Consider the following 25,306-nt stretch of genomic DNA (forward strand, 5'->3'; position numbering starts at 1 on the left):
TTCCGAAACGGCGGAAAAGTGGGCAATAAGGAGAAAAGAAAGTCGTTCCATATGGAACGGATATTTTCTCAAACTTCGATTTTCATGGGTTTGAGATGGTGAACAGCTCGATAAAACAGACATAAAAAATCAATTCGGGCATTGAAAACAGCATAACCTACTAGACAATATACTTTAAGCACAATGACAGGTTTAACAGAAAGTGTTTATGAGGTATATTGCTTGCGATGAGAAATAGAATCTGTATTACAGATAGTAATTAATGTTATGAGTAAAAAAGACAAAGCGAATAACCAGCCTATCGATCGTGTTAGAGACGGAGCAGGATCGTTAAAAGTCACCACACCGGATGATGATAGTGCCATCACAGGCATGCTTACATTCGGTAACGGTTTATATGTCGTGAAGGAAAAAGGGATCTATGAAATTAAACTCGCAGATCAAATAGATCCCGAGCGTAAAAACATTCATGTTCCAAATACCATCCAACGTGTTCTTCCATATGGATCAGCGGAGCCATGGGTTGGTGCTGTGTTTCTAACAGGTCACGAGCTACTAAAGAAGGAGATACTGAATAATGGTATTGACTTAGACAAAGCGATGTTAATCGTACTAGAAATTGCTCAGAATATTGCAAGTGCAAAAGAGGTGCTTGAGGTCTTCAGCGATTCTCAGCGTTCAGAAATCGAAAAATACGACCTCAAGGTCAGTAAAAACCGTTCAATCGTGTTGCCTTCGGTTAACGGGGTTGCGAATAAATGCAAAGAGTTTTTTCAAAAATCTGATCATGCCCTCGATGGATTATTTAAAATTGTAAAATTGTTCAATCCAAATGTTGGTAAAGGTGGGTGGAAAAGCTTGCAGGAAGAGGTAGAGAAAGAGCATAATAAAATCGATAATTTTTTAGCAACGTTAGAAAATATACTTCCTTTTCTTCAGTTTGTTCGCAACTCAAGAAATTGTGTTGAGCACCCGAGAGCCGACCAAAGAATTGTTACAACAGATTTCCGTATTAATCCAGAAAATCAACTTCTCCCACCATCAATTGAAGTTGTTCATCCCAAAACGCATCAACCACCAATGCCTGTTGTGGAATTCATGAGTCAGGCTGTGAATTCGATAGTGGATATTGTTGAGGTTATGCTTGCATTCCTCTGTAATAGGCAAATTCAACCAATTGAGGGATTTCCAGTTCACGTCCATTTTTTCCCAGAAAATCAAAGGCGAACCCAAAGCATTAAGTATGGTTACGGGATTGCTACAGAGAAGAATATCATTCGATTTGGATAGAGCATGCCAAAAAACATAACAAGGCATTGTTTACTATGCCAGAGTGCATAGAGTTACATTAAACCTTTTGGATAAGGTATGATAATGTGTACTGCCGGCGAAGTGTATCAATCCCAAGATTTGGATGAGGAATCACTCGAATTAAAGGGCACAAGGCTACAAACGATGAAGATCTCTTAAAAATCATGCTGTGGACATTCCGAATCAGCGAAATGAGATTTAAGTACCAAGCAAAACTTACGATTGTGATTCAAAAAGACATGATTAATAAGGTAAATCTTCTCAATATAAAATCTTCGAGGAATAGGTTTTAAAAAATTGGACTGCATAGCATGTTAGCTGCGTGAAAGAGTTCTCATTTTCTGTTCTGGACGTACCAACGCAATTTCTCCCGGAAATTCTTTGCAAAATGCCGCCGAACATACCTCTGCGAAAACTCATGAAAATGAAACTGCTTCTGATATTCGGTTTTCTCCTCCCATGAAACGAGTAACTGTAGCTTATGCCCTGCAGGAAACTTCTTCTTCGCCCCTAACCTCCTGTAAATACCTGGTGGTGCAGTCGGATGCCCCTTTGGTTTACCGCTGAAATGATGTGGTTTATTAAGAATTTTTTTCCAGCCTTTTGTAAGGTTGCCATATTTATTCCTTATGACTTTTGCGGGGATGGGAATCGCTTTTCTTTTTGGTTTTTGAGTTCCCCCATATATCTGCCATCGCAAATAACTTGCCTGTTTTTTCTTGAACCGAATTTCACCGGCCAACTTTTTCAGATCAGCTTTTTCGTAAATAAATGGAGACCTTTTTTCACCTCCCGTTGTAAACACTGTTGGTTCATCAAATACAGACTGCATCTCTCGCGACAACGCCTTGCCTAACCCAAACAATGTTTCGTTAATCGCATTTCGAGTGGCTTTAGGTATATGCTTCTTCTCCAACCTGCTCAGGTTACGAGTAACCTCCTTTATGTTGCTTCGAACAGAAATTTGCATTACCTGCGCCTCATTTTTAACCGTTTTTTAACCCTGAGCCGTTGCTTTTTCTCTGTGCCTCTTCCCTCTTCGCCTGGTTCCTCTTTCACTTCCCGCTCAACCACGCGCCGCTTGATGCAGCCCCATTTCGGCTTCAGGATCAGCAGCGAAGCATAAGAATACTGCCGGGTATCGACCGCCTCATTTCTTTCCCGGATCTTCGTCCAAACGCGACGGCCGGCCTTGAGCTTCTTCTCCTCCGCCGTCAGCATCATGAAAAACTGCTTCTCGTAATCCAGAGGGAAATGAGCGCTACCCGGATTACCCGGCTCGATCCTCAAACGCTTGAGCACAACATTCTTAATCTGCTCACCGTCGACAAGCCACAGTTTCAAGCGCCGTTTCCCGGCACGTGTCCATTTGACGACACCCTCGACACGAGTCGAACTGCCCTTGACGGCAAAGACCCTGTGCAGCTTCGAAGCAGACTCGACCCAATCATAGATCACGTTTGAATCGACGTTCTCGGTGTTGCCCTTCTCTGAAGGATTGTAACCCACATCGATGCCGAGTGCATCGACACTGAGCAGCGCCCCGTCCTGGCGTTCCCATTCCAGTTCCCAGACATACTCAAGTTGCTCGTAAGTGTCAATCAACTGCGTGTTGCCCCACAAGACACGGTAATCGAGGCTCCAGTTCTCCCCGTCAGCCGCCCAGCCTATGATCTCGCATTCAAGCCGGTCACCCTGCACGTCGACACCGACTGTCACCATCTCGATCTTCTCCGGCAACTTTGCCGGATACCGTTCACGGCGTTCCATCAGCGGCACATCCTCCAGTCCCTGCCCTTTCTCCACGAACAGTTCACCGAGCACCGTATTGGTAAACACCCGCATACGGTCCGGATACCCTGTCGCATAGAGAAACTCGGCGGCCGTTTCCGCCCAGGTAACAAAAGGACTGTAGGCTTGCCAGATATGAAAGCCATGCCGTTTGACGATCTTCGGGAACTTCGCCCGCCACTCCCCTGACTGCACCATATCATGCTTATCCTCGTGTTCGATCACCGACCCGCAATGCTCGCAGGCGAACCAAGCGTGGATGTGCTCCGCTATTGCTTTCCGCTTCCACTCGAACTCTTCGGCCTCTTCTGCGCCTTGCGTTAAGCCCTTGATCGCCTCGCGATCATACTCGAATTTAAGGTTCCCGAATTTCAGCACCTGCATGCCTCCGCAATGCGGGCATGGAACATGGTAATATTGCTGATTTGTCTCCGTGAACGCCGGGTAAATCCTGCTCTCCCCTTTTTCTGTCGGCGTACTGACAAGTACAATCTTCTTATTACTCGCAAAGCTTGTGGTTCTCTTTCTTGCCAACATCAGGATATCGCCTTCGTTCTTGATCAGCTTTCCCCACCGGTCGATTTCGTCACCGAGCAGAATGCGGATCGGCCAGGACGACAGTGATGCTGGTGAATTTGCTCCCGCCATAATCAGATAATTGCCCCCCGGTAATTTTTTAAAGTCAAGACTGTTCCCGCCGTCCCGAACACGCTTATCAGCAAGGATTCCGTTTAAAACCGGTGTGACTTCAAACATCGGCTCCAGCCTCGATTTCGTAATCTGCTTTGACATCATTAGCGACGGTAGTAGCCACATTATAGAGCAAGGTTCGCGATGGGCGTGTCTACCGATTATATTCAGGATGATCTCAGTTTTACCAATCTGAGCCGATGACATTATATCCACTTCCTCCACAAGCGGATTGCTTACGGCATCCATAATGCCGCGCTGATACGCGGCCGTGTCCACATAATACTTCCCGTTGTTCGACCACCGAAATAAGTCCGTCCATTCAGATATTGTCTCATTTGGTGGTGGCGCAAGGAGGCGATAAAGCGATTTCGCGCGCTTCCTTACCATTCCTGGCGTCATCGTGCCGAACGTTTCCATATTCAGATAATTTCTGTAATGATTTTTCAGTTTCCCCAACCAATAACACCTCTCTCTCTCGCACACCGTTCGGTAGTTTCATCATAGCTATCCGACGCGGAAGTGTCAGAATTTGCGCCTTCACATTCATCAGAACCTCCTCGTATACAGAATGCACAGTATCGATACGCACCAATTTTCCCTGGAGTTCCTGCAGCTCCAACTCAGCCATGTCAGCCTTCGCCCGCTCCAACCGCGCCTTTGATGATTCTCCTTTCCGCTCCTTGTTCTCGTTCTCCTGTATTCTGTAATCGATATAGGCTGTAATCGCTTTCGAGCATACCCAAATCCCATGCCCGACACTCGCCTTCCCAAAAGCCGGAACCTCATTAGCCAGCTGCTGAATCCGGCGCGGAGTGATCCCCATCAAGACGGATAATTCCCCCGTCGAAACCCGCCTTTTCAAGTAATCCCTGTCCGGTCCAAATAGTTTTTCCTGTTCTTTAAATTCATTCATCATAATCATTTACGAAATAATTCACGCGAAAACGAACCCCTCATCCAACCCCGTCAGGCTAAAAAAATCCCGCGCTCACGAAACCAATCACGGTCGAACGCTCCGGGAAGGACCCGCGACACATCAGGTTGATAGCGCTTCATTGTCCACTCGGTTTTAATGGAATAAGCCGCTGGACTGCCTCGACAATGTGACGCGTACTTTTGTTCTGCAGGTGCACAATGACCGCCTGCTTGGCTTCTATGTTACGCTTGAGCTTTACCTGTGTTTTGTAGAGCCGTTCGATCTTGCGCTGCTGTTCTATCGCAAGCACCCTCAGCTCGTCATCGTTCATTGCCATAATATCCGCCTTCTTCATTCAAACTTCTTTTTGAGTTCTTCGAACAGTTCCGGGAGCGTTTTCACCGTTGTGAGGGAGGCCAACCGCCGTATCTCATGAGGCAGAACCGCAGGCTCAACAATCTCCTGAGCTGCTTCCCTGAGCCTTCTCGTCGAATCCTGTGCCAGCTCTGCGAGTTTGACACAGTCTGCATAATCCGGCAACGGCGTGAACCGGTCTCCGTCGAACAGCGTCTCGATCGCGAGCCGGTACCACTCTGCGAGTCCGGCAACCGTGATCTTTCTTCGATGAAGCATCTCACAGATCGACCGCTCCACATGCGCCATCTGCTCCGGTTCGAGATCCTGACCGTACAAACGCTCTGCCACTTCCGAGTAGAACCGGCCTTTGAGACCCTGCATCTCCTTGACCATCTCCACGATCAGCTCAGGGCTCGCGAGCTGCAATGCCCACTCGGCAGCCTTCTGCTTCTGCTCTTCGTCATCAGCCTGACCGGCTACCAGCACCCGCCGGGCTTTCTGCAAAATCGCTTCGCTGCAGTGCCTGGATTGCTGCTGCGTTCGCCTTTGCATGCGGGTTGCCGTTGTGCTTGGTGTCTGCTGCATTACGTGTTCCTCCCTTTTGCTTGTCACTGAAATACCACTTCATCCCTTGGTAACTGTTTGCTACTGCGTAAGCAAGAGCCTCTACTGCCTCCTGCTCGTCTCCTCCCGCCCATTTGTAGAGCTGGCGGAGAGCCACCTCCTGGGACTCGCGGTTTTTGTAGGGTTTTCCTGCCTTCACCTTCAGGTAGTGCGGCCACACTTCCACCATGAAATGATCCGAAAATCCCGGATTCTTGAGCGTCAGTGACTTCGGCACCTCCGGCGCTCCCCTCTTACTCCCACGTTGAGCACTCTCTCCCCTCTCTTTCTTTGGGTTTGGGTTTGTAGTTTGGTTAGTAGTGTTTCGCGATCTGTCCTTTATCTGTCCCGTATCTGCTCTTTTTCTGCTTTTCTTGTCCGCCAAACCCTTATTATCTATAATCTTAATCTGCTCATTATCTGCCCTGCATCTGTCCCGTATCTGTATCGCGATCTGTCCTTTTTGATTCTGCTTTTTTGAGGTCGTTTCCGGATACAAAATCACCACCCCGACCTCGTCGAGAAACCGTGTCACCTTGTTTCTGCTCCAGCCCCATCGTGCCGCCATACCTGCTATGGTAACCCTGCTTCCCCTGTCATAGTCAAGCTGCAGGCTGTAAATGGCCTCGATCTTGCTGAACGCTCTTCCTCGAGGCAATTCAGAAGCCAGAGCATCAGACATCGGAATCCAGTTTCCTTGAGAAATAGACATCTGCCTTACTGTCTTAGCGCAACCTTCCCCGGCCCGTATTCCCGGTGATACTGCTTCACCGTTTCCCGCAAATCCTCATACGGGCCGACACAGAAACCCAGCGCATCAAGCGAGAAAAACAAGTCTGAACACGATTCACAGAGATACAGAGAAGCGAGCGGGACGGCGTAAATGTCATACGACAGATCGTCACCGCAAATCCGCGACTCGACATCGTTACGTGGCCTGCGGGAACGCGAAAACACCGTAACCGTATCACCTTCGTTGATAAGACTTTTGCAAGAAGCACACCGGGCTCTCCTTCTCCTTTGAGGCATAACTGAATATTCGTCAGGCCCGTAAAACACCTCGTCATAATCCTCATAATCCCCGCAACCGCAAGTCAAAGGCATGCTCCCTCCTCTGTTATATCGTGTTTACCAAGCCGTTTAAACAGCGTCAGATTTTCCCTCCGTAACCGCTCCAGCTCTGCCACAAGCCGTTCCGCCGCTTCACAGCTTGCAGTCCAAATTGTTAAATCAGCCTCGGCGAAGGGCTTACCCACCGGCTGTCGGTAGACAATACAGGCTTGGTTGCGATAGTAGTAGCGGTCGGGATTCATCCTATCACCTCCACCTTATTTTCCCGTTATGCTCCTTACCATCCAGTAAACGGCCAGCTCGTTTCTTGCCGACACGAAACATCAGCATCGAATCATCTTTATACCTGCCCCTTCCGATAGCGCTAAACGTGCCGTCAGGTGTTAACCAACAACAATGTTTTGGCTCTGCCGGGCACTCTTCGGTAAAGCCAATAGGCACTTCATGCCACTCCCCAAACTGCTTGAAATGAAACGGCACACGTGCGGCTGCGCACTGATCCCGGATTGACCGCGCCCAATCGGGGTGCATCGGTCGAGTGTTAGGACCGGACTCGCCCCCCATGATGACCAGATCAATCATTGTCCGATCAGAATCAGCACCACCGTGCCAACCATAAAGAGCATTTATGGAAACATCGGGGCCGTGTTCTTTCTTTTTTAGAACGATAGTTTGGAGATTCACACCGTTAAGGGCAGGTTCGTAACTCACAAACCGGTATGCCGCCGGAGTTTGCAAAAGTATCGGAATTCGTTCGTCTGCTGTTTTTTGGTCCTCGATCGACACGCCAAGAGCAAGGTTTGGAAGAGCTTCGTTTTTCCATCTTGCACCTATATCTTCACCACCAAGTTTTTCGATAGATTGTCGAATGCCTATACGAACACACATGGCGCCGACAGAAAAATACTTCATCATCCTTTCCGGCCTCTTTGTCAACACCATAAACCTATGCTGAGGGGCCATCGCGGTAACAGCCATCACATCATCGATCCACTCGTCCGGTACACTCTCGTGAAAGAGATCACCCATCGAACACACAAAAATCGTCCGAGGCTTTTGCCACCTGAGCGGTTGATCGAGAACATTATGCCTAAAAACAAACTTGCCGTTCCACAATTTTCGGTGAATCACCCGAGAATAATCAGGGTGGTTTTTCAGCCTTCCTGAAGCATCCCTTTGAGCATAACAATTCTGACACCCACCACTGACCATGGAACATCCAATAACAGGGTTCCACGTCGCATCCGTCCACTCTATTTTGCTCTTGTCACCCATAGTCACCATCCTTTTTATTGTTAGCTCTCCCACACACCTACCAATAATCACGCGGAAACGTCTTCACGCGCCCGATGACAGCCATGATGCTCAGCCCGCCAGTTATGAGCACCCCGAACGCAAAGGCATACAGGAACTCAACACCACACCCCATGCCCATAACCGAGATAGCGGCAACCGCGATCAAAGCTCTCGAATACATCATCACGTCCTCCACTCGCTGATAATACCATCGGCATCAACGACGAACCTGGACGCGACCGACCGCTCGTTACACTCACCGCAATCCAGAGCGACCCGCCCGTCCGAAAGCCTGTACTCACGCATATCCTCACGCTTGATAATGTTGCCTTCCGCTGTTATCAAGGCATGCAAAACATCCCCTTGCTGAAGAATGATCGTCATGGTAAATCCTCCTCATCGTGATTCCCCTTACTCAACTTCTCAACCAAAGCATCGATATCCGTCGACCGCCATGCCGATGTCTGTTCCGACAGCATGACCGGTTTTGGAAACTTCCCTTCCCGGATTCCCCTGTACCACGACGTCTTACTTACCGGTATGATCGCAGGGATGCCGTTTTTAACGTCACCGACAATATCCCTGAGTCGATAGAACCGAAGTTGTTTTGTTTCTGTGTTGCTTGTGTCCATCAATCAACCTCCTGTTTGCGTTATGAAACCTCTTCAAGCTTTTTTTTGTACATTTTTTACACCCTCATTCTTTATACGCCCACTGGGCAAGCAACACATTGATTGCTACAAGAGTGAGGATAAACGGATACGTAATAGATTCCATCAAATAAGACTTATCGAACATGGATGCGACTTCTTGGGGACTGCTATTATCTGCCATCATAGCTATCGTGACAATAGCCAACGCCATCCTTGATATTGTTAGCAACAAGGAGAAGATGATCGCAACCCAGAGAATCTTTCGCGTTTTCTCAATGATCATTGTCTTATCATTGAGCTTTGTAGGGATTGTACTTTCCGTTCTAAATGCCGAAAGTCTCGGCTTACTGTATCCGCTCTTTGTATCGTTTTTCGTTTGCATGATGGTTTTTAAAGTCTTTTACTTTGTTTTCTTACGCTACATTAAAGAGCACCAGAAACAACACGATAAAATCTATACGGCCGTGAAAGCAATCGCCGACCGATTACCGTAATCCACCCTTCATCCATCACGAAACCTCTTCAAGCTTCTTGGCAGCCTTGCTCAGCTTATCGGCAGCACGGGCATGATCCTCAATCCGCTTGTGGAGGATCTCCGCGTAAATCTCCATAGCGACTGGGTCGATACCTCGTACAATCCTCATCCGCAGAGTAGGAACCTTGAGCTCGATCCCTTTTTCTTTCAGCCGCTCGGCAACCTCTGCGTAAATGCCCCGTTTCATCGATTTTGTGTTAATCATGTGCGCTTTTGTTACTTTTGATTAACCTTGTTTAATGTGCTGTTCAAACAAAATATCTCGATATATCGAGAATATTCCAAATATTTCGAACAAATAAATCGAAAAAACGTGAAAAATGTCGAGAATGTAGGAGAAAGAATACGAGCTATTAGACTTAAAGAAGGGCTTACACAGACCGAATTTGCCAGAAAAATAGGCGTTTCAGGCAATCGGCTATCCGAATATGAGACAAAAGGTGATCCGCCGAAAGCAAATATCCTTGCTTCGATTTATCGAAATTTCGATGTCGATGCTTTATGGCTTTTAACTGGGGAAGGTTCAATGGAAAAGAAAAAAGGTTCCCTTGGATATTTTTCAGAACAGTTAAATAGTGTGGAAAAAAAGATTGACTCCTTGATAAAAAGAAACCACACAAGTACTGACGAAAAAACAACACCTATTCCCCTCTACCAATACGCTATCGCAGCAGGACCTCCATCCGACTCCACATGTCCAGTTGAGGAATACCTTGACCTTCCCCGGCACATGATTACACATCCTTCACAAACATATGCAGTAAAAGCACGGGGAGATAGCATGATATTGGCGGGGATAGAAGAAGAGGACATATTGATCGTTGACCGAGCAGTCGAGCCACTGCATAAAAATATCGTTATCGCCTCGATCAACGGCGAGCAGACTGTAAAAAAACTGTACATTAAAGATGAACAAGTTTCACTAATGCCCAGCAACCACCATTACGAACCAATCGAAATCACCAAAGACATGGATTTCCGGGTTCAAGGGGTTGTAACTTGGGTGATTAGACAGACAGCGTAAAAGAATTTAAAAAAACGATGAAATTTTTTTCAAACTTCGCCTGGGCAGTGCCGCTTGCTTTTTCCGATGCATTAGCAGCTTGCCGATTTGAAGAAGGCGATGTTTTGTACGACACGCCAAAAGCTCTTTGATAAAACTATCGGCAAAGACCGCTATTGTTGGGAACACGGCAATCGACAAACTCCTCTTTACCGTTACCGTAATTCATATAAGCATACCGCCACTTGCTGAGTCCCGGCATATCATACAAAACGGTATTAGCTGCATATAGATTATTCGCAAGAGTTAACCCATCTGCAGGAATTACGCTGCCGGGCGCATAAAAATAGACGGCCGTCATCCTTCCTGGAGTGTTCATTTTTCGTTTCGCATAAGCTTTTGCTTCTGCTGCTGTCACGCTCCCGATCATTTGAACGGAGAAAATACGATCCTTGTTGGCTGCCTTGAAATAGCCAACCTCTCTGAAGCTACTAGATTGCGCCTCAGCTTTCTGCTGTATACCAGATGCGAAAGCCACCACCACAAGCAACAAAAGCACCCCTAAAATCCACCGAACTGTTACCATGTCACATTTATTTCGAGTTTGATATTGCTCAAAATATACGCATATGTTTTTTGGCATATGAAGATTTTATCAGTTAAAGGGATCATGCTCATAATCGGTAATCTTAACTACAATCCCATCGAAATCACCGAACTTACAAAGCTCGATATTCAGGGAGTGGTGACATAGGTGATTCGGAATACCAGGTAAAATTTTATTAATGCAGGATTCAACATTCATCCCTCCTCGAATCCATAACCTGAAGAGCTGCTTCTTGATACTTTTTGAGATAAGGGAGCTTCTTTGTTAACGGCTTCAGGATATTCAGAGCTTCAGCAGTGCAGTTAATGGATTTTTGCTTATCGTGGAATAGGGGACGTTGTTCAGCAAGCAAAACACAGAGCAAAATCTACATATAAATCAAGAATAATTGTAAGGCCCAAGGAAGCGCTCCCCATTGAAGTGAATCAGGTGTGAAGGCGCATCAGCAACCCACACCTCTGTTTCCCATGCTATTTCACCCAAATAACGTCCCATAATAGCGCGATCAGGAAATGCAGTCACATAGACAAGGCCTGCTTTTGCTCCTTTAAAAAGTTCAGCAAGTTCATTATGCCTCTTTCCGTCAACAGGGCCATGACTGGTAACAGACTCAACCAAAAGGAGCCAGTTCTTTTTTTTGAAGTAAAGCACAACATCTGGCATTTTTCCATGTGAATCTACATCTACACCCAGCTTTGCAAGAAGAGGTGCATCAAAATAACCCCACTTATCACCTGTATCACCAGCATATACAAGCACACTACCTGGAGCAAACCGTGGGGCAAAATTTTCAATTATCTCTCGGATTAGCTCGCTATGTTCCCCTGGACTTAGAGTAATCTTTTTGTGTGGTGCAATTTCTACCGGGATCCGATTCTGTTCTCGTTCCTTTGCATATTTTGCAACAAGGGTCTCACGCTTAGCCAAATAAGCAGTAAGGTTGTCATGCCAGAGGGAAGAATCAAATGATCGCAATAACTTAAGTGTATCGGGCTCTATCTGATACACTGCCTTGGGGCTATTCACTGGTCGATCGGGTTCGTCCGGATTATAAAGAGCAATACCTGCATCACAAAACTGATGCATTGTAAAACGACGAAAAGTCTCCCTGCTATTAGGAGCATATGCTTTTTTGTAATGCTCCAGAGTCCAATCCATGATCGGAGTGATACCCATAAGTGGTTTTTCTGCATCAGCCCATGGCTTTCCTGGTGTAAGATTAAGCAAAGCCAACAAACACAGCCCAGAACGATCGTTTTGCTGAGCCCTTGGTAGCCCTAATGATTTAAGAATTTGTATTGCGTCTTCTATGTACTCACTGCTATTTTTCATCTGGCTAGGTTTTCCAGCTTTGCGTCAATCTCCGCCTGATTTATCTCTTTATGTTGCATAGCCCACTCTCCCAGCTGAATCAGTGATTCACGGCTCGGGTACTTCATCAGCTTGAGGTCGGTTGCATTGACCTGTGTATGACCGTTGAAGCGACGGAAATGTTCATCTACTGCAGTGGTATTTAAAAACACAGCCAATCCTCGGGCAAGCCTTTCGGGCAGACCACGTTTATTTTCATGGAACAGATTTAGGTGGTTCTCGAAGCCCAAAAGGGGTACGTCACCAAATGCTCTGGGTTCAGCCACACTTGCCACTATCCGGTGCTTTTCTTCCTTGGACGAGAATCGCCGCACCACACAATAAAATCCGCTTGGGTAAAGCCACTTTTCGGTATCAGCATTGCGCTCAATAGCATTAGGCTTCTTCATACCCTTAATGGGCCATGCAGTGGTCTTGTTACTGAAATGAATGGGATAGAGCAGGGGAACATTACCTGGCCCCGGCATATCGCGCAGGTGTGCTTTCAAGCGGAAATCAACTACCGGCCCGGTCGACACATTGATACCAAGATCGTTTAATGAATAATGAATAGCTTGAGATGATTCGATTGTATTTTTTTCTGGAGATGTAGGAACATGGATGAATCTTTCTTGATCATCAAGGGATACGATCCGCTCAAATGGATACTCATGAGTAGAAAGATCGGAGAATGTATCGTCTGTCGATGTCGATACAGTTACGGGCCCTTGCTTACCGCCAACCTCAAGCCGGATTATAATATTCTCCTGAAGCACTTGATCATCTTTGAACGCTTTTTTACGCGATTCAAAAAGGTGCAAATTTTGGATCGCTGTTCTGTTAAAAATGAATTCTCGGAATGGTCGATAATAAGGGCCATTACAAAAACTTCGAGGGATAATTGCTACAATCTGTCCTCCTTTTTTTGAAAGAGCTACAGCCAGAGCAACAAATGCTGAATATAAGTTTACAGTTTCTATCCCAACCCTTCTCAAAGCAAGACGATGAGCCGAGTTACTATTGATTTTCTTGTAAGGAGGGTTAAGAATTGCGTGGGTGTACCATTTTGAATTTGAGATATGACCATTGGTCAACGTCTCAACAGAGGCAGTTATAAAGTCATCACGATAAATATGCGTGGCAAACTTCCCATTATGGTCAAATCGTTCAAACGTATTCAACAAATAAGGATGTAATGCTTGATCGATCTCGAAAGCATCCACTTCAACACTTTCAAAATTCAAATCGCCTGATCTCCACCTCTCCATGAAAGAAGCAGACAAAGAACCGATACCAGCACCAGCATCCAATAAAAAACAATGACCTTTCCCGTTCGGAAACAGGCCCGCCATGAACGATGCTACACGCTCTGGTGTGAGATATTGACCAAATCTCGACTTTCTAGAAATCTCAGTGTTTTTTGAAAGTTGCTGTCTATTTTGTTCAACTATTGATAACATTCACCGAATCCAATAAACTTTAACAAAGCTTGTTCAATACAATTATACTTCCATTAACAGTCTTTATCAATATTAAAATTATAGGTTATCGGTGGCGTTGTTCAGCAAGCCAAACAACTATTAGCAACAACCTTTCCCCCGTAAACACAAAAGCCCAGCGATAAACCGGGCTTTTCAGTTTCCTTTTAACACAAGAGCGCACCAACGAATCACTACCTCCGCAACTCCCAACGCCCTATATACTCCACGAGTACGATTAGATCAAAAGCTGTTCATGCAACACGCACGGTATTACTATGAAGTTGAAGGTCGCAATACTCCATGAGTACGATTAGATCAAAAGGGGTACCTCTGGTAACGCTTGTCTGGCAAGGGCTCCCGGAGCACAATGGATGGCTCGTGTGAAAATCAGTGATGTCAAAGGACAACGTGCTGAATGTACCGATTCTGTTCATCTGTATCTTACATAATTCGAACGAGTTATACAAGATGGAAGGCTTATTTACCTGTACGGATAGGCGTAACCCATTATTCTATAAGACAATACATCTTTCTTACGTGTTGTTCCGTCCAGCAAAAAATCGAGGCTTCCGTGTTTTTCTCCTAACTGTAATTTTTAAAACGTCTTATATCTTTCCATCAAATTATAACCCCGCTTTCAAATCCCGCAACAACCGCTCGAAGGCCTTCGAATAAGCATCGTGATCCTTCCATTGGGTGAAATCGCCGATATGCCGATGCCGGCGAACATTTCCCGCCCAGCCGGTCTTGCTCTCCATAGCAGCCTCATCCACCCGCACCGGAAAGAGAACGTTCTTTTTTTTCTCCTTCTCGATATCCAGGGCATGCTCAACCTCATGCTCAACCCAGTCACTCTCAACCGAATGCTCCGAAAGGATTAGAAGCAGCTTGTCATGAATGCGGATCGAATCATCAATCGTCGGCCGTATCTTGTCACCAATCTTCATATCATGCGGCGCATACCAGCACCGAACATTTTTCGCCTGCAGATCAGCATGCAACCGCTTTGCGAACTCTTCGTCCTTATGGCTGTAGCTGATAAAGCAGGAATAGTATTCGATGGGATTTGCCGTCAACGACCGGGCATATTCGATCATCTGATCCGGCACACCACAGCCACGGAGAAATGCTTCAGGGATATTTCCTTCAGAATTATAAAGAGTGGGGAGTCCTATGATTGATGGGCCATCATGCTTAATGCTTTCAAGGCCTTTAACTTGACTGAGGTCAACATCAGCGAATACTGACATTAAACATTCTGCATCATTAAAAGCTGAGTCTCTGAGATCAGATTGCGTGAAAATGGCAAAGGCAAGATTAGCTCTACTGAGATTGGCACAACTAAGATCTACATAGCTGAGATAAACTGCTTCAATATTGGCTCCGTTGAGGTTAGCTCCACTGAGGTCAACACCCGTGAACTCAGCTCCTTGTAGAAACACTCCACTAAGATTAGCCCCACTGAGACCGGCATTTGCGAGAATGGCTTCCCCAAGATAAGCCTTACTGAGATCGGCTCCTTTAAGTTCAACCCCTTCGAAATCCACTCCTCTGAGATCAGCTTTCCTGAGACTAGCATTGCTGAGATCAGGAATTAATAATGGGTTTTTCTCCCTCCTCTCCTCCTGCCATCGATTCCAAACTTCCACCCCCTGCTTAAGAATCTCCATATGCTCAGGATTCGCCATAGCCAGATTACCGCTTTGAGTTTGGAAAGGATGTGTATTTACGGGAAAGATACGTAAATCACTTCAACTCATCCAGATAATCCGCCCATGCCTGCATCATGCGGATGCGCTCCTCGAGGTGCTTGGTGCGATTGTACGCTCCGCCAAGCCGGTCAGGAACTCGGTGTCCAAGTTGGGCCTCGATAGCGTCAGGAGAAAATCCAAGCCGTTCGTGCAGGAACGTCCTTGCCGTTGCCCGGAAACCGTGGATCGTCACCTTATCCGCACTCCACCCAAGTGTTCGCAACGCCTTGAGCAAAGTATTGTCGCTCATGAACGAATTATCCACCCTGCCTTGGAAAACATACCGGTCGTCACCGGTAAAGAGTTTTAAGTCCTGCAAAATAGCGATCACCTGCCTTGCCAGCGGAACAATCAGGAACTCCCCTGTCTTGGTCTTATTTGCAGGTATTCTCCACACCGCTTCATCGAGATTGATCTCCTCCCATTCTGCAGACCGCAGTTCCCCCGGCCGAACGAACAGCATCGGGGCAAGCCGAAGGGCACACTTGGTGATGTAAGCGCCTTTATAGGAATCTATGCTTCGCAAGAGCCTGGCCAGCTCGGAAGCTTCGGTAATCGCCGGCATGTGCCGGACCTTCGGTTTCCGCAGTACCCTGCTCAACCCGGCTGCCGGGTTCGCCGCGATCCCCTCGACACCTGTAACAAGCGCATGGATAAAAACCTGGCTTATGATCCCCTTCACCCTATGTGCCGTGTCAATAGCTCCCCTGTCCTCGACAAAACGCAGGGTCCGCAACACATCCTGTGCCGTAATGTCACCGATAACCATATTCCCGAGCACCGGCATCACATCTTTCTCCAAGCGGTGGTAGATCTTCATCGCGTGTCCCTCAGTCCACTCGCTTTTCGCTATCTCGAACCACTCTCGTGCCACAGTGGAAAACAATGTCCCCTGCTTTTCCGGTTCACCCTGCTGTTTTCGCTCTTCGATAGGGTTGATACCGTTACCAAGAAGTACTCGCGCATTCCTGTGCAACTCTCTTGCTTTTGCAAGCCCGACATCAGGATAAACACCCAGTGTCATCGTTGCACTTTTCCCGTTGAACTTGTATCTGTACTGCCAAGTCTTCCGGCCTTTGACGGCAATGAAGAGGCAAAGCCCGCCGCCGTCAAACAAGCGGTACGGCTTGTCCTGAGGCTTGCAGCGCTTAATCTGCGTGTCTGAAAGCGGTACGATCGGTATTGGCATAAGGGTAAATGAGGGTAAATTAGAGGGTAAAGAATCAGGCAAAAAATACGATTTACCTCTTTACCCTCTAATTTACCCTCAAAATATCGGGTTTCCAAGGCACTTCACGGCACTTCACGGAACGGCACAAAAAGCAAAACCCCTGATTTTACAGGGGTTTCGGCATTTCATGGCACTCTATAATTTAACCTCTTCGTCGGGGTGGCGGGACTCGAACCCACGACCTCTGCGTCCCGAACGCAGCACTCTACCAGCTGAGCCACACCCCGAATGCCATTTTCATTTATCGTGCCCTTGGACAGATTCGAACTGCCGACCTTTAGTTCCGGAAACTACTGCTCTATCCACTGAGCTACAAGGGCGTTTCAACCCGACTCTGCGCTTTCTCCAACTCATTCTCATTCAGTACGCATCCCTGTCGGTTCGGGAGAGTGAAGATAACATTTTCAGTTAAAAATCCACCATATTATCCCCTCGATATCCTCAAACTATCCTCTGGCAGCTCGAACTATCTCATCCGAGGCCAGATTCGCACTCATAACCGCCCCTCCCATGGAATCGTAATAAAGCTGCTGAGTGAATCCTCCTGCAATGAAAAGATTAGGCACAGGTGTTTTCTGTGTTGGTCTGTACTGCTCCATATTCGGCAATGGCGCATAAACCGATTGCGGAATTTTTACAAGAGTCGATTTCAGGATCTTCGCCCCTTTCGATGATTCCGGATAGCAGCTCCGAACACTACGGTCAACCCTGGCAATAATTTCTTCTTTTGACAACGCCATCAACTCTCCAGCCGGTGCCACACAGAACTCGAAACGGGATTTCCCTTCATGAGGCTTTCCACGAAGCATTTTGTAATCGGGTGTCGTATTGGCAAGATCGGCATAAACCGGAATTATACCATCTGGGCTGAAGAGCACATTATCCTCGGCAGTTATCTTTCGGTCATACCATATCTGGACAGAGATCACCGGAACACCTTCGAGCTTTTCGAGTTCTCCAAAAAACTTCCAGTCTTTTTTCATCGATTCCGAAAGCACCCCGTTGAGGTTATGAACCGGTAAGGCAGAAAGGTAATAATCGGCCGAATGAACTTCACCATTCGCAAGCCGGAGACCTTTGACCGAGCCCCCTTCGTAAACCAGTTTTTCGACTGTCGTACCGGGGAAAAATTCGGCACCTTTTGCTTCAGAGTATTCCTGAAGCGGACCGATAAAATGCTCTTGTGGTGCACCTTTGAGAAAACCCATGCACGATGCATTGGGAATACGGTAAAACACTTCAGTAACATCGAGAATGATCTTTGCAGATATCTTTTCCGGCGGGATAAACTTGAGAGCAAGCGCCATTGGCCTGAACATTTTGTCAAGCAAACGGTTACCGAAGTTATGCTGTTTTGCCCATTCTGTAAACGTTAGATGATCTTGTGTGGGAGGGTATTTATCTTTTTTCAGAGCCAACGGGATCAGAGATTTGGAAAACGACAACATTTCTCCAAATGAAAAATACCCGTTTTTGACGATAGCAGGCAAAAGATGCAGTGGACTCGGTAAATCCCACGTATTGAACGTAAATCTGTTGCCTTCCGAAAGCGTATAGGTAAGCTTATGATCCTTCCAGAGGACGGAATCATAGACGTTTATCTCGCGCATGAGATCATAAAGGACATCATACGCCCCGAAAAAGCAGTGAGTTCCAGACTCGATCCAGTCACCTTCTTCATCCTTCCATGACGAAACCTTCCCGCCGTATATGGAGCGTTTTTCAAATAGCTTTACTGAAAAGCCCTGATCCGTCAAACGCTTTGCGGCTGTAAGCCCAGCAAGACCTCCACCAAGTATTACAACAGACTTCTTATTACCTTGCATTTTCTAATAAAATGTTACGTTTATTTCGTACTGATCAAGAAGCTCCACCTGGCTTCTTTTTATTATTTTTCACAAAACCGACCGCCCTTCAAGCGCCCTGGATAGAGTTGCCTCATCGATAAACTCAAGCTCCGCACCCACTGGAATCCCTCGAGCGATCTTTGTCACTTCAACTCCCAGCGGTTTTAAGAGTCTGCTTATATATAACACCGTTGTTTCACCTTCAACTGTAGGGCTCAACGCCATAATAACCTCAGTGACCTTCCTATCATCTTCCTGAGATAATCGTGCAAGCAGCTCTCTTATCCGTATATCGTCCGGCCCTATGCCGTCAAGCGGAGAGATAACCCCATGAAGGACATGATACAATCCACGATATTGAGCTGTTTTTTCGAATGCAAGCACATCGGTAGGAGACTCCACAACGCAGATCACCGACCTGTCACGGTTACTTCCCTTGCAAATGGAACAAGGATCATCTCCCTGATCGGTAACATTCTGGCAGATTGAGCAGCTGATAACCCTCTCCTTGACATCCATAAGAGCTTTGGCAAGTTTACCGACCTCTCCTTGTTGTTCATGAAGAATATGCATAGCGAGTCGCTGGGCTGTCTTTCGCCCAATTCCGGGCAATTTCGCAAACTCTTCTATCAATGCTTCAATTGCCGCCGAAGTGTATCGCATTGATGGTCCTACTGGCCAAAATTGAAGTTTTTCAGTATATCTCCACCACCGAGCATATCACCGGCGGCTTTCGATAACTCCTGACGAGCCTTCTCTCCTACATTTTCAAGAGCGGTGTTTACCGCAGCAACAACCAGATCCTCGACCATTTCCATATCATCGAGGATTTCAGGATCAATGGTTATGGAAAGCACCCTCTGTTTTCCACTGACCGTGGCCTTTACCATTCCACCCCCGGCATCCCCTTCAGCAGTTATTTTTTCTAGCTGCTTCTGAACATCCTGCATTTTTGCTCCTGCCTGCTGGAGCTGCTTCATCATGTCATTTAAATTAGGCATTGACATAACCTTTCTCTCCTTGTGCTAAACATTTTCCCGAAACTCTCGTGCAATCGGTTCTCTTTGTTCATTGCCTGGCCCAATAATCACAACATAAAACCGGTGTACCACGTTTCCATTATCCCTCATATCTTCCTACGCAAAGCCAGATATATCTTTTCAAGAATATCTTCTGTTGCAAGCTTGTATTTCTTCATCAGCTCATCAGGTTTCCCGGATTCACCGAAAGTATCTTCGACACCAACCATCTCAATTGGAACCGGAATGCTTTCAGCACAAACATGAGCGACTGCATCACCAAGCCCGTTATGTACCTGATGTTCTTCTGCCGTAACGATTGCACCGGTGTCGTTCGCTGCACGAACAATCGCAAGTTTGTCTATAGGCTTGATCGTATGCATATTGATAACTCTTACGGTCACACCTTCTTTTTCAAGGACTCTTGCAGCTTCAAGTGCTTTCCAGACCATGATGCCACAGGCGATAACCGTAATATCCTTTCCTGGATTCAGCTCGATAGATTTCCCTATCTCAAAACCATCCTCGTCAAGAGAAAAATCAGGAACCGACGGTCTGCCAAAACGAAGGTAGACCGGACCTTGGTGCTCATGAAGAGCCTTTACCGCCCGTTTGGTTTCACTGTAATCGGCCGGAACAACCACGGTCATTCCAGGCAAGCCACGCATGAGCCCGATATCTTCAAGCATCTGATGAGTGGCTCCGTCCTCGCCAAGCGTCAAACCCGCATGTGATGCACAAATCTTCACGTTGAGACGTGAGTAACATACCGACTGACGGATCTGATCATATACCCTGCCGGATGCAAATGCAGCAAATGTCCCTGCATAAGGTTTTTTACCAGTTGTGGCAAGACCTGCTGCCATGGAAATCATGTTTGCCTCGGCAATACCGGTCTGGAAATAGCGGGAGGGAAACTCCTTTTGGAAATGATGCATATGCAGTGAACCGGTCAGATCGGCACACAGCGCCACTACTGAATCATCTTTTTCACCGATTTCCAGTAATGCCTCACCAAATCCTTTACGGGTTGCATGTGACCCGCGAGAAATGTATTGTGCAGCTTCGGCAAGGGTATTTTGTTCAGCCATTATTCAAAGAATAACTTAAATTTTTAAAAGTACTTCCCTGCTGTTATTTTTTTCTCTCAAATCGCTCGAAATGACAAAAGTTGAATATAAGCATACAGAAATAGCGGTAAAAAAAAAATTTGGCCAAAACTTCCTGACCGACCGTAATATCTGCAGAAAAATCGTTGAGTCCGCTGGAATCGGAAAAAATGACCGTGTTCTTGAAATTGGTCCGGGGTTCGGAGCACTCACCAGTGCAATTCTCGAGGCGTCTCCAGAAAGTTTCACCGCTGTGGAAAAAGACCGCGCACTAGCAGCGTTCATTCGCAAGGAATTTCTCTCTGTCAAGATGATCGAAGGAGATTTTCTCACGATAAACATCACTGACCTTTCTGCCGAAGGACCATTGAAGATAATGGGAAACATACCTTACTCCATTACCTCTCCGATCCTGTTCAAACTCCTCGACAATCGCAAACACATCGTCTCAGAAACTTTGATGATGCAACATGAAGTGGCTCAACGCCTCGCAGCCAAACCCAATACGAAAGAGTACGGTATTCTGGCCGTTCAGCTTCAAACATTCTGCGAGGTCACCTACCTTTTCAAGGTAAGCCGAAAGGTATTCAGACCGAAACCAGAGGTTGACAGTGCTGTGGTGAAGATTATCCCACGCAGCACGCCCCTGGATGTAAACGAGAAAGCATTCAGAAGGTTTGTCCGAACCGCTTTTGGTCAGAGAAGAAAAACTCTTCAGAACAATCTCAAAAAAAACTACGACCTCTCGAAAGTCGCCTCGATTGATTTGACACGGCGCGCGGAATCCCTTTCGATCGACGATTTCTCTTCACTCTTCAGAGAAGTCCGTTCTCTTATCGGCTAAGTCATGCTCGCACTCTTCCTCCAGCAGGTGCGCTGCATTTAGAATGGCCTTTTTAAGGGGAAGAAACTGTTTGTTGTGATTGATATACATCTCCAAAGCTTCTTTTGTCGAAAGGTTACGGTGTAACTCGGGAACCCTGCTCCGAGAAGATTCCTGCTCAACTTGGAGCTGTATACCGCCAATAACAAATGCTGACCGTAATGACCGGCGTATTTCTTTCATTTCCACAAGACTCCGCTGGCTGGCACGACAGGCTATAACCACCCTCACAACAGCCTCTTCCAGCATCTCGTCACCAATTTTTTCAAGAATGAGAGACATCGGTTCCTCTTCTTCCCGAACATCGATCTCGAGCTGTATCATCTTCCTCGAAGGTGAAAGAATATGACGGAACGTCACCTCTTTATTCTTCGAGATGTCGATCATTACAAATCCCTTTTTTTGCCCGGCTTCGGCAAAGCTTATCCGTTCAATGCTTCCAGAATAGACGACTGGCGGCTTTTTCTCTTTACCCAACTCCTGGTGCTTATGTATATGTCCCAGTGCAACATAATCGAACTCAGGTTGCTTCAACATGGAAAGCGAGAAAATAGGATCTCTTGTAACCAGGGTCACCCGCTCCGAACCTTCTGTCATAACAGCCGTTTCCACGTGCAAATGACCGGCAACAACGACCGGATAGTTTGCCGGCTCTTTTCTCAGGCGCCTGGTTTCAGCCGTCACAAATTCAGAATAGATCTCATGAACTTTTTCATGCTGTTTTTCTTTAGCCAATGCTGTAAACGCTTCTTTTGTTCGCAATTCATGAATCATCGGCCAAGGCAGCCCGATGACTCTAACCGGTCCGCTTTTCGTCATGATATCCCTTGATTCACACGTAGTAAAGAGATGGATGCTGTCAGAGAAAAGCGAGAATATCTCCATGGAGTTCACTTTACCAAACGTATATGGATGATCATGATTTCCCACGATCATCACAATCGGAATGCCGCGATCGAGAAGAGGCTTCAAACTGCGGGCAAATATTCTTTGATCTGTCTGGCTCGGATTCATATCCCGATAAGCATCTCCGCAAAACAGAACCAGATCAACGTTTTCTTTTATGGCATGGTCTACCATGTATCGAAAACAACGCTCGAAATCCCCAAGCCTTGAATGCTGACCGGTTTTCGGGTCAATGATTCCATGATTTTTATAACCGATATGGATGTCGGCAGTGTGAAGAATCTTCATAACTTTTTTCTACTTACCGTTATATATCAACATTCACCGTAACCGCTCACATCACAAACATCTCTCGCTCCCCTTCACTCATAAGACACAGGGTAAAAGTCATGGTTTTACGATTGATATTTTGTAAAATAAGAGTTTACAACAACCCTTCTTAATCTTCTATCTTTTTCATTTCCTTGTCACAGTCAAGGCGCTCTGAAAATATCGTTGTAAACATTCACAACGCCCGCATTAAACCTTATTAAACGTGACTCCAGCATGAAACAGTCTTATGAAAATGCCTACGGGAAATCCATTGACAACCCTGAACAATACTGGGCGGATGCCGCGGAAAATCTCCACTGGTACACGAAATGGAACAGGGTGCTCGACGATACCAACCCTCCTTTTTACCGATGGTTTGCCGGAGGCAAAACAAACACCTGTTACAATGCTCTCGACCGTCATGTCGATGAAGGTCGCGGTAATGACACTGCGATAATCTACGACAGCCCGGTGACAGGAACAAAAGAGCGTTTCACCTTTCGTGAGTTCCGTGACAAGGTTGCACTTTTCGCTGGAGCCATACAGTCAAGAGGTGTAAGAAAAGGAGACCGTGTCATCATCTACATGCCGATGATTCCGGAAGCTGTCATCGCCATGCTTGCCTGTGCAAGGATCGGTGCCATTCATTCGGTGGTATTTGGAGGTTTCGCACCGCATGAATTGGCAGTCAGGATAGATGACTGTAAACCGAAAGTCATTATTTCAGCATCCTGTGGTATCGAAAGAGACAAAGTTATAGATTATAAGCGGTTGCTGGACTTTGCCGTTGAACTGGCTCACTTCAAGCCTGAAATGTGCATTATCCGCCAACGGGAAAAACTCAGGGCTCCTTTGAACGAAGACCGTGATCTAACCTGGAAACAAGCTCTTCTCGGAGCCGAACCGGTTCCTTGTGTCCCTGTAGAATCATCCGACCCGCTCTACATCCTGTATACTTCGGGAACCACCGGAAAACCAAAAGGCGTCGTGCGTGACAACGGTGGACACATGGTCGCTCTGAAATGGAGCATGGAGCATGTTTACGGTGTTAAACCGGGAGAAACCTACTGGGCCGCAAGTGATATCGGCTGGGTCGTAGGGCATTCCTACATTGTTTATGGGCCCTTACTCAACGGCAACGCTACCATCATCTTCGAAGGCAAACCTGTCGGAACACCCGATCCGGGTGTCTTTTGGAGAATCATCAATGAATATGGTGTCTCCGTTTTCTTTACCGCTCCTACAGCTTTCCGGGCAATAAAAAAAGAGGACCCGAAGGGTTCCTACATAGAAAAATACGATCTGTCAGGATTTCGTTCGCTTTTCCTCGCTGGCGAAAGAGCCGACCCCGACACTGTTCGATGGGCTGAAGAAAAACTGAATGTACCGGTTATCGACCATTGGTGGCAAACCGAAACCGGCTGGGCAATCGCAGCAAACTGCCTGGGGATAGAACCCGGTACAATCAAATATGGATCAGCTTCCAAAGCCGTCCCGGGTTATAACGTCAAAGTTATCAACCAGAACAAAGAAGAACTTCCAGCCGGCCAGATGGGCGACATCGTGATCCGTCATCCTCTACCCCCGGGGACCATGCTGACACTGTGGAAAGCCGACAATCACTTTATCGACAGCTATATGTCGAAATACCCCGGCTACTACCTTACCAGCGATGCCGGCTACATCGATGAAGACGGCTACCTGTTCGTCATGTCACGTACTGACGATATTATAAACGTCGCCGGACACCGCCTCTCAACCGGAGCAATAGAAGCCGAGCTATGTGCTCATCCGGATGTAGCTGAAAGTGCCGTCATCGGTGCTGCAGACGAACTCAAAGGAGAAGTACCGGTTGGATTTCTCGTGTTGAAATCAGGTGTCGACACTCCGCATGGCCAGATTATCAAGCACGTCATCGAGTATGTTCGTGAAAACATCGGTCCTGTCGCATCGTTCAAGCAAGCGGTCATCGTCGACCATTTACCAAAAACCCGTTCCGGCAAAATACTTCGGGGTACCATGAGAAAAATCGCGAACAGTGAGGAATATACCATGCCGGCCACAATCGACGATCCGGCTATCCTCGACGAAATCAAAGAAGCCCTACAGTCAATCGGATACGCAAACTAATCGGTCGACATCTGGCCATCATCAAACAAACTTTTTCTGATGATTTCGAATATCGATCACATAGCCATTGCGGTGCACGATCTTGAAAACGCACTTGAACGGTTTAGAACGTTAATTGGTGCAACCGATGAACAAATACTTATCGAGGAGGTTCCTTCCGAAAAAGTCAGGGTAGCGTTCATTCAAGTCGGAAACTCGAAAATCGAGCTGCTTGAACCACTTGGTACAGCCGGTCCAATCTCGAAATTTCTTGAAAAACGAGGCGAAGGCCTCCACCATATCGCGCTTGAAACCGAAAATCTGGAAGCAGAAATTGAAAGAGCCGTCAAGGAAAATCTCCTGCCGATTTCAAATCCTTCTGAAGGGGCAGGAGGAAAAAAAGTTGTATTTTTCAACCCCAAAGACACCAGTAAAGTTCTTGTCGAGTTTATTCAGAAGATTCAGGATTAAG

28 protein-coding genes, 2 tRNA genes and 1 pseudogene are annotated in these 25,306 nt (G+C 46.7%); 6 read left to right on the plus strand and 25 right to left on the minus strand.

Features of this window, described 5'->3' with window-relative positions:
* The first annotated feature begins 267 nt into the window (after nucleotides 1-267).
* Nucleotides 268-1,290 carry a hypothetical protein gene (locus QZ209_RS08045; protein ID WP_294346769.1) on the plus strand — a complete coding sequence of 341 codons (1,023 nt, stop codon included), beginning with the start codon at nucleotides 268-270 and terminating at the stop codon, nucleotides 1,288-1,290.
* Between the two features lie 11 nt (nucleotides 1,291-1,301).
* Nucleotides 1,302-1,604, plus strand: a pseudogene (locus QZ209_RS12635) (macro domain-containing protein); the annotation flags it as partial.
* A gap of 41 nt (nucleotides 1,605-1,645) precedes the next feature.
* On the opposite strand, the gene QZ209_RS08050 reads toward QZ209_RS12635, so the two are convergent.
* From QZ209_RS08050 to QZ209_RS08110, 13 genes are all read right to left on the minus strand, one after another.
* Nucleotides 1,646-2,281, minus strand: coding sequence for a hypothetical protein (locus tag QZ209_RS08050; protein WP_294346771.1), 636 nt, complete (start codon nucleotides 2,279-2,281; stop codon nucleotides 1,646-1,648).
* Nucleotides 2,281-4,212 carry a terminase gpA endonuclease subunit gene (locus QZ209_RS08055; protein ID WP_366515761.1) on the minus strand — a complete coding sequence of 644 codons (1,932 nt, stop codon included), beginning with the start codon at nucleotides 4,210-4,212 and terminating at the stop codon, nucleotides 2,281-2,283. The genes QZ209_RS08050 and QZ209_RS08055 overlap by 1 nt, the downstream gene beginning before the upstream one ends.
* Nucleotides 4,127-4,711: a hypothetical protein gene (locus QZ209_RS08060; protein WP_294346772.1), complete on the minus strand. Its 585-nt coding sequence runs from the start codon at nucleotides 4,709-4,711 to the stop codon at nucleotides 4,127-4,129. Before QZ209_RS08060 ends, QZ209_RS08055 begins: the two co-directional genes overlap by 86 nt.
* Nucleotides 4,712-4,847: 136 nt before the next feature.
* Nucleotides 4,848-5,066, minus strand: coding sequence for a hypothetical protein (locus tag QZ209_RS08065; protein WP_294346774.1), 219 nt, complete (start codon nucleotides 5,064-5,066; stop codon nucleotides 4,848-4,850).
* Nucleotides 5,063-5,572: a hypothetical protein gene (locus tag QZ209_RS08070; RefSeq protein WP_294346776.1), complete on the minus strand. Its 510-nt coding sequence runs from the start codon at nucleotides 5,570-5,572 to the stop codon at nucleotides 5,063-5,065. The genes QZ209_RS08065 and QZ209_RS08070 overlap by 4 nt, the downstream gene beginning before the upstream one ends.
* The gene (locus QZ209_RS08075) at nucleotides 5,532-6,383 is read right to left on the minus strand and encodes a hypothetical protein (protein ID WP_294346778.1); all 852 of its coding nucleotides are present in this window, start codon (nucleotides 6,381-6,383) and stop codon (nucleotides 5,532-5,534) included. Before QZ209_RS08075 ends, QZ209_RS08070 begins: the two co-directional genes overlap by 41 nt.
* 5 nt (nucleotides 6,384-6,388) lie before the next feature.
* Nucleotides 6,389-6,775 carry a hypothetical protein gene (locus QZ209_RS08080; protein ID WP_294346780.1) on the minus strand — a complete coding sequence of 129 codons (387 nt, stop codon included), beginning with the start codon at nucleotides 6,773-6,775 and terminating at the stop codon, nucleotides 6,389-6,391.
* 213 nt (nucleotides 6,776-6,988) lie between these two features.
* Nucleotides 6,989-8,017 (minus strand): phage Gp37/Gp68 family protein, encoded by a 1,029-nt coding sequence (locus QZ209_RS08085; protein WP_294346783.1) that lies wholly within the window; start codon nucleotides 8,015-8,017, stop codon nucleotides 6,989-6,991.
* A gap of 37 nt (nucleotides 8,018-8,054) precedes the next feature.
* Nucleotides 8,055-8,222 carry a hypothetical protein gene (locus QZ209_RS08090; RefSeq protein WP_294346785.1) on the minus strand — a complete coding sequence of 56 codons (168 nt, stop codon included), beginning with the start codon at nucleotides 8,220-8,222 and terminating at the stop codon, nucleotides 8,055-8,057.
* A complete protein-coding gene (locus QZ209_RS08095) occupies nucleotides 8,222-8,422 on the minus strand; it encodes a hypothetical protein (protein WP_294346786.1) in 201 nt (66 codons plus the stop codon). Before QZ209_RS08095 ends, QZ209_RS08090 begins: the two co-directional genes overlap by 1 nt.
* Nucleotides 8,419-8,670: an AlpA family phage regulatory protein gene (locus QZ209_RS08100; RefSeq protein ID WP_294346788.1), complete on the minus strand. Its 252-nt coding sequence runs from the start codon at nucleotides 8,668-8,670 to the stop codon at nucleotides 8,419-8,421. Before QZ209_RS08100 ends, QZ209_RS08095 begins: the two co-directional genes overlap by 4 nt.
* A 64-nt stretch (nucleotides 8,671-8,734) precedes the next feature.
* The gene (locus tag QZ209_RS08105) at nucleotides 8,735-9,073 is read right to left on the minus strand and encodes a hypothetical protein (protein ID WP_294346790.1); all 339 of its coding nucleotides are present in this window, start codon (nucleotides 9,071-9,073) and stop codon (nucleotides 8,735-8,737) included.
* 127 nt (nucleotides 9,074-9,200) lie between these two features.
* Nucleotides 9,201-9,431 (minus strand): hypothetical protein, encoded by a 231-nt coding sequence (locus tag QZ209_RS08110; RefSeq protein ID WP_294346792.1) that lies wholly within the window; start codon nucleotides 9,429-9,431, stop codon nucleotides 9,201-9,203.
* Between the two features lie 108 nt (nucleotides 9,432-9,539).
* On the opposite strand from QZ209_RS08110, the gene umuD reads away from it, so the two are divergent.
* Nucleotides 9,540-10,250: a translesion error-prone DNA polymerase V autoproteolytic subunit gene (umuD, locus tag QZ209_RS08115; protein ID WP_294346794.1), complete on the plus strand. Its 711-nt coding sequence runs from the start codon at nucleotides 9,540-9,542 to the stop codon at nucleotides 10,248-10,250.
* A gap of 136 nt (nucleotides 10,251-10,386) precedes the next feature.
* Here the strand turns inward: umuD and QZ209_RS08120 are convergent, their stop codons facing one another.
* The 11 genes from QZ209_RS08120 to QZ209_RS08170 form a co-directional block, all read right to left on the minus strand.
* Nucleotides 10,387-10,872 carry a hypothetical protein gene (locus QZ209_RS08120; protein WP_294346796.1) on the minus strand — a complete coding sequence of 162 codons (486 nt, stop codon included), beginning with the start codon at nucleotides 10,870-10,872 and terminating at the stop codon, nucleotides 10,387-10,389.
* 342 nt (nucleotides 10,873-11,214) lie between these two features.
* Entirely contained in the window at nucleotides 11,215-12,168 is a 954-nt protein-coding gene (locus QZ209_RS08125) for a BsuBI/PstI family type II restriction endonuclease (RefSeq protein WP_294346798.1), read from the minus strand.
* The gene (locus QZ209_RS08130) at nucleotides 12,165-13,646 is read right to left on the minus strand and encodes an Eco57I restriction-modification methylase domain-containing protein (RefSeq protein WP_294346799.1); all 1,482 of its coding nucleotides are present in this window, start codon (nucleotides 13,644-13,646) and stop codon (nucleotides 12,165-12,167) included. Before QZ209_RS08130 ends, QZ209_RS08125 begins: the two co-directional genes overlap by 4 nt.
* Nucleotides 13,647-14,290: 644 nt before the next feature.
* Nucleotides 14,291-15,355, minus strand: coding sequence for a toll/interleukin-1 receptor domain-containing protein (locus QZ209_RS08135; protein WP_294346801.1), 1,065 nt, complete (start codon nucleotides 15,353-15,355; stop codon nucleotides 14,291-14,293).
* A gap of 58 nt (nucleotides 15,356-15,413) precedes the next feature.
* Nucleotides 15,414-16,607, minus strand: coding sequence for an integrase arm-type DNA-binding domain-containing protein (locus QZ209_RS08140; RefSeq protein ID WP_294346803.1), 1,194 nt, complete (start codon nucleotides 16,605-16,607; stop codon nucleotides 15,414-15,416).
* 196 nt (nucleotides 16,608-16,803) lie between these two features.
* Nucleotides 16,804-16,876 (minus strand) — tRNA-Pro (locus QZ209_RS08145).
* A 20-nt stretch (nucleotides 16,877-16,896) separates the two neighbouring features.
* Nucleotides 16,897-16,969 (minus strand) — tRNA-Arg (locus QZ209_RS08150).
* A gap of 126 nt (nucleotides 16,970-17,095) precedes the next feature.
* On the minus strand, nucleotides 17,096-18,475 hold the full coding sequence (locus tag QZ209_RS08155; RefSeq protein ID WP_294346805.1) for an FAD-dependent oxidoreductase: 1,380 nt from the start codon (nucleotides 18,473-18,475) through the stop codon (nucleotides 17,096-17,098).
* 69 nt (nucleotides 18,476-18,544) lie between these two features.
* Entirely contained in the window at nucleotides 18,545-19,159 is a 615-nt protein-coding gene (gene recR / locus QZ209_RS08160) for a recombination mediator RecR (RefSeq protein WP_294346807.1), read from the minus strand.
* An 8-nt stretch (nucleotides 19,160-19,167) separates the two neighbouring features.
* Nucleotides 19,168-19,503: a YbaB/EbfC family nucleoid-associated protein gene (locus QZ209_RS08165; protein ID WP_294346808.1), complete on the minus strand. Its 336-nt coding sequence runs from the start codon at nucleotides 19,501-19,503 to the stop codon at nucleotides 19,168-19,170.
* A 119-nt stretch (nucleotides 19,504-19,622) separates the two neighbouring features.
* On the minus strand, nucleotides 19,623-20,606 hold the full coding sequence (locus QZ209_RS08170) for a transketolase family protein (protein WP_294346810.1): 984 nt from the start codon (nucleotides 20,604-20,606) through the stop codon (nucleotides 19,623-19,625).
* 70 nt (nucleotides 20,607-20,676) lie between these two features.
* Here QZ209_RS08170 and rsmA point away from each other — a divergent pair, with 70 nt between their 5' ends.
* Nucleotides 20,677-21,468 (plus strand): 16S rRNA (adenine(1518)-N(6)/adenine(1519)-N(6))-dimethyltransferase RsmA, encoded by a 792-nt coding sequence (rsmA, locus tag QZ209_RS08175; RefSeq protein WP_294346812.1) that lies wholly within the window; start codon nucleotides 20,677-20,679, stop codon nucleotides 21,466-21,468.
* On the opposite strand, the gene QZ209_RS08180 is transcribed toward rsmA, so the two are convergent.
* Entirely contained in the window at nucleotides 21,433-22,701 is a 1,269-nt protein-coding gene (locus tag QZ209_RS08180; protein WP_294346814.1) for an exonuclease SbcCD subunit D, read from the minus strand. The two genes, rsmA and QZ209_RS08180, sit on opposite strands and share 36 nt — an antisense overlap.
* Before the next feature lie 240 nt (nucleotides 22,702-22,941).
* Here QZ209_RS08180 and QZ209_RS08185 point away from each other — a divergent pair, with 240 nt between their 5' ends.
* Nucleotides 22,942-24,855 (plus strand): propionyl-CoA synthetase, encoded by a 1,914-nt coding sequence (locus tag QZ209_RS08185; RefSeq protein ID WP_294346855.1) that lies wholly within the window; start codon nucleotides 22,942-22,944, stop codon nucleotides 24,853-24,855.
* Between the two features lie 39 nt (nucleotides 24,856-24,894).
* On the plus strand, nucleotides 24,895-25,305 hold the full coding sequence (gene mce, locus QZ209_RS08190) for a methylmalonyl-CoA epimerase (RefSeq protein WP_294346816.1): 411 nt from the start codon (nucleotides 24,895-24,897) through the stop codon (nucleotides 25,303-25,305).
* Nucleotide 25,306: the final 1 nt, after the last annotated feature.

The organism is Prosthecochloris sp., from assembly GCA_015482705.2.
GTDB lineage: Bacteria > Bacteroidota > Chlorobiia > Chlorobiales > Chlorobiaceae > Prosthecochloris.

Excerpts from the sequence above, each read along its gene's own strand:
- QZ209_RS08140 (WP_294346803.1), bottom strand. The coding sequence starts at position 16,607 with ATGCCAATACCGATCGTACCGCTTTCAGACACGCAGATTAAGCGCTGC.
- QZ209_RS08105 (WP_294346790.1), bottom strand. The coding sequence starts at position 9,073 with ATGCAAACGAAAAACGATACAAAGAGCGGATACAGTAAGCCGAGACTT.
- QZ209_RS08125 (WP_294346798.1), bottom strand. The coding sequence starts at position 12,168 with ATGAAAAATAGCAGTGAGTACATAGAAGACGCAATACAAATTCTTAAA.
- QZ209_RS08170 (WP_294346810.1), bottom strand. The coding sequence starts at position 20,606 with ATGGCTGAACAAAATACCCTTGCCGAAGCTGCACAATACATTTCTCGC.
- QZ209_RS08055 (WP_366515761.1), bottom strand. The coding sequence starts at position 4,212 with ATGGAAACGTTCGGCACGATGACGCCAGGAATGGTAAGGAAGCGCGCG.
- QZ209_RS08045 (WP_294346769.1), top strand. The coding sequence starts at position 268 with ATGAGTAAAAAAGACAAAGCGAATAACCAGCCTATCGATCGTGTTAGA.
- QZ209_RS08075 (WP_294346778.1), bottom strand. The coding sequence starts at position 6,383 with ATGTCTATTTCTCAAGGAAACTGGATTCCGATGTCTGATGCTCTGGCT.
- QZ209_RS08080 (WP_294346780.1), bottom strand. The coding sequence starts at position 6,775 with ATGCCTTTGACTTGCGGTTGCGGGGATTATGAGGATTATGACGAGGTG.
- recR (WP_294346807.1), bottom strand. The coding sequence starts at position 19,159 with ATGCGATACACTTCGGCGGCAATTGAAGCATTGATAGAAGAGTTTGCG.
- QZ209_RS08110 (WP_294346792.1), bottom strand. The coding sequence starts at position 9,431 with ATGATTAACACAAAATCGATGAAACGGGGCATTTACGCAGAGGTTGCC.
- QZ209_RS08130 (WP_294346799.1), bottom strand. The coding sequence starts at position 13,646 with ATGTTATCAATAGTTGAACAAAATAGACAGCAACTTTCAAAAAACACT.
- QZ209_RS08060 (WP_294346772.1), bottom strand. The coding sequence starts at position 4,711 with ATGATGAATGAATTTAAAGAACAGGAAAAACTATTTGGACCGGACAGG.
- mce (WP_294346816.1), top strand. The coding sequence starts at position 24,895 with ATGATTTCGAATATCGATCACATAGCCATTGCGGTGCACGATCTTGAA.
- QZ209_RS08120 (WP_294346796.1), bottom strand. The coding sequence starts at position 10,872 with ATGCCAAAAAACATATGCGTATATTTTGAGCAATATCAAACTCGAAAT.
- QZ209_RS08100 (WP_294346788.1), bottom strand. The coding sequence starts at position 8,670 with ATGGACACAAGCAACACAGAAACAAAACAACTTCGGTTCTATCGACTC.
- QZ209_RS08155 (WP_294346805.1), bottom strand. The coding sequence starts at position 18,475 with ATGCAAGGTAATAAGAAGTCTGTTGTAATACTTGGTGGAGGTCTTGCT.
- rsmA (WP_294346812.1), top strand. The coding sequence starts at position 20,677 with ATGACAAAAGTTGAATATAAGCATACAGAAATAGCGGTAAAAAAAAAA.
- QZ209_RS08085 (WP_294346783.1), bottom strand. The coding sequence starts at position 8,017 with ATGGGTGACAAGAGCAAAATAGAGTGGACGGATGCGACGTGGAACCCT.
- QZ209_RS08065 (WP_294346774.1), bottom strand. The coding sequence starts at position 5,066 with ATGAAGAAGGCGGATATTATGGCAATGAACGATGACGAGCTGAGGGTG.
- QZ209_RS08135 (WP_294346801.1), bottom strand. The coding sequence starts at position 15,355 with ATGGCGAATCCTGAGCATATGGAGATTCTTAAGCAGGGGGTGGAAGTT.
- QZ209_RS08090 (WP_294346785.1), bottom strand. The coding sequence starts at position 8,222 with ATGATGTATTCGAGAGCTTTGATCGCGGTTGCCGCTATCTCGGTTATG.
- QZ209_RS08050 (WP_294346771.1), bottom strand. The coding sequence starts at position 2,281 with ATGCAAATTTCTGTTCGAAGCAACATAAAGGAGGTTACTCGTAACCTG.
- QZ209_RS08180 (WP_294346814.1), bottom strand. The coding sequence starts at position 22,701 with ATGAAGATTCTTCACACTGCCGACATCCATATCGGTTATAAAAATCAT.
- QZ209_RS08165 (WP_294346808.1), bottom strand. The coding sequence starts at position 19,503 with ATGTCAATGCCTAATTTAAATGACATGATGAAGCAGCTCCAGCAGGCA.
- QZ209_RS08095 (WP_294346786.1), bottom strand. The coding sequence starts at position 8,422 with ATGACGATCATTCTTCAGCAAGGGGATGTTTTGCATGCCTTGATAACA.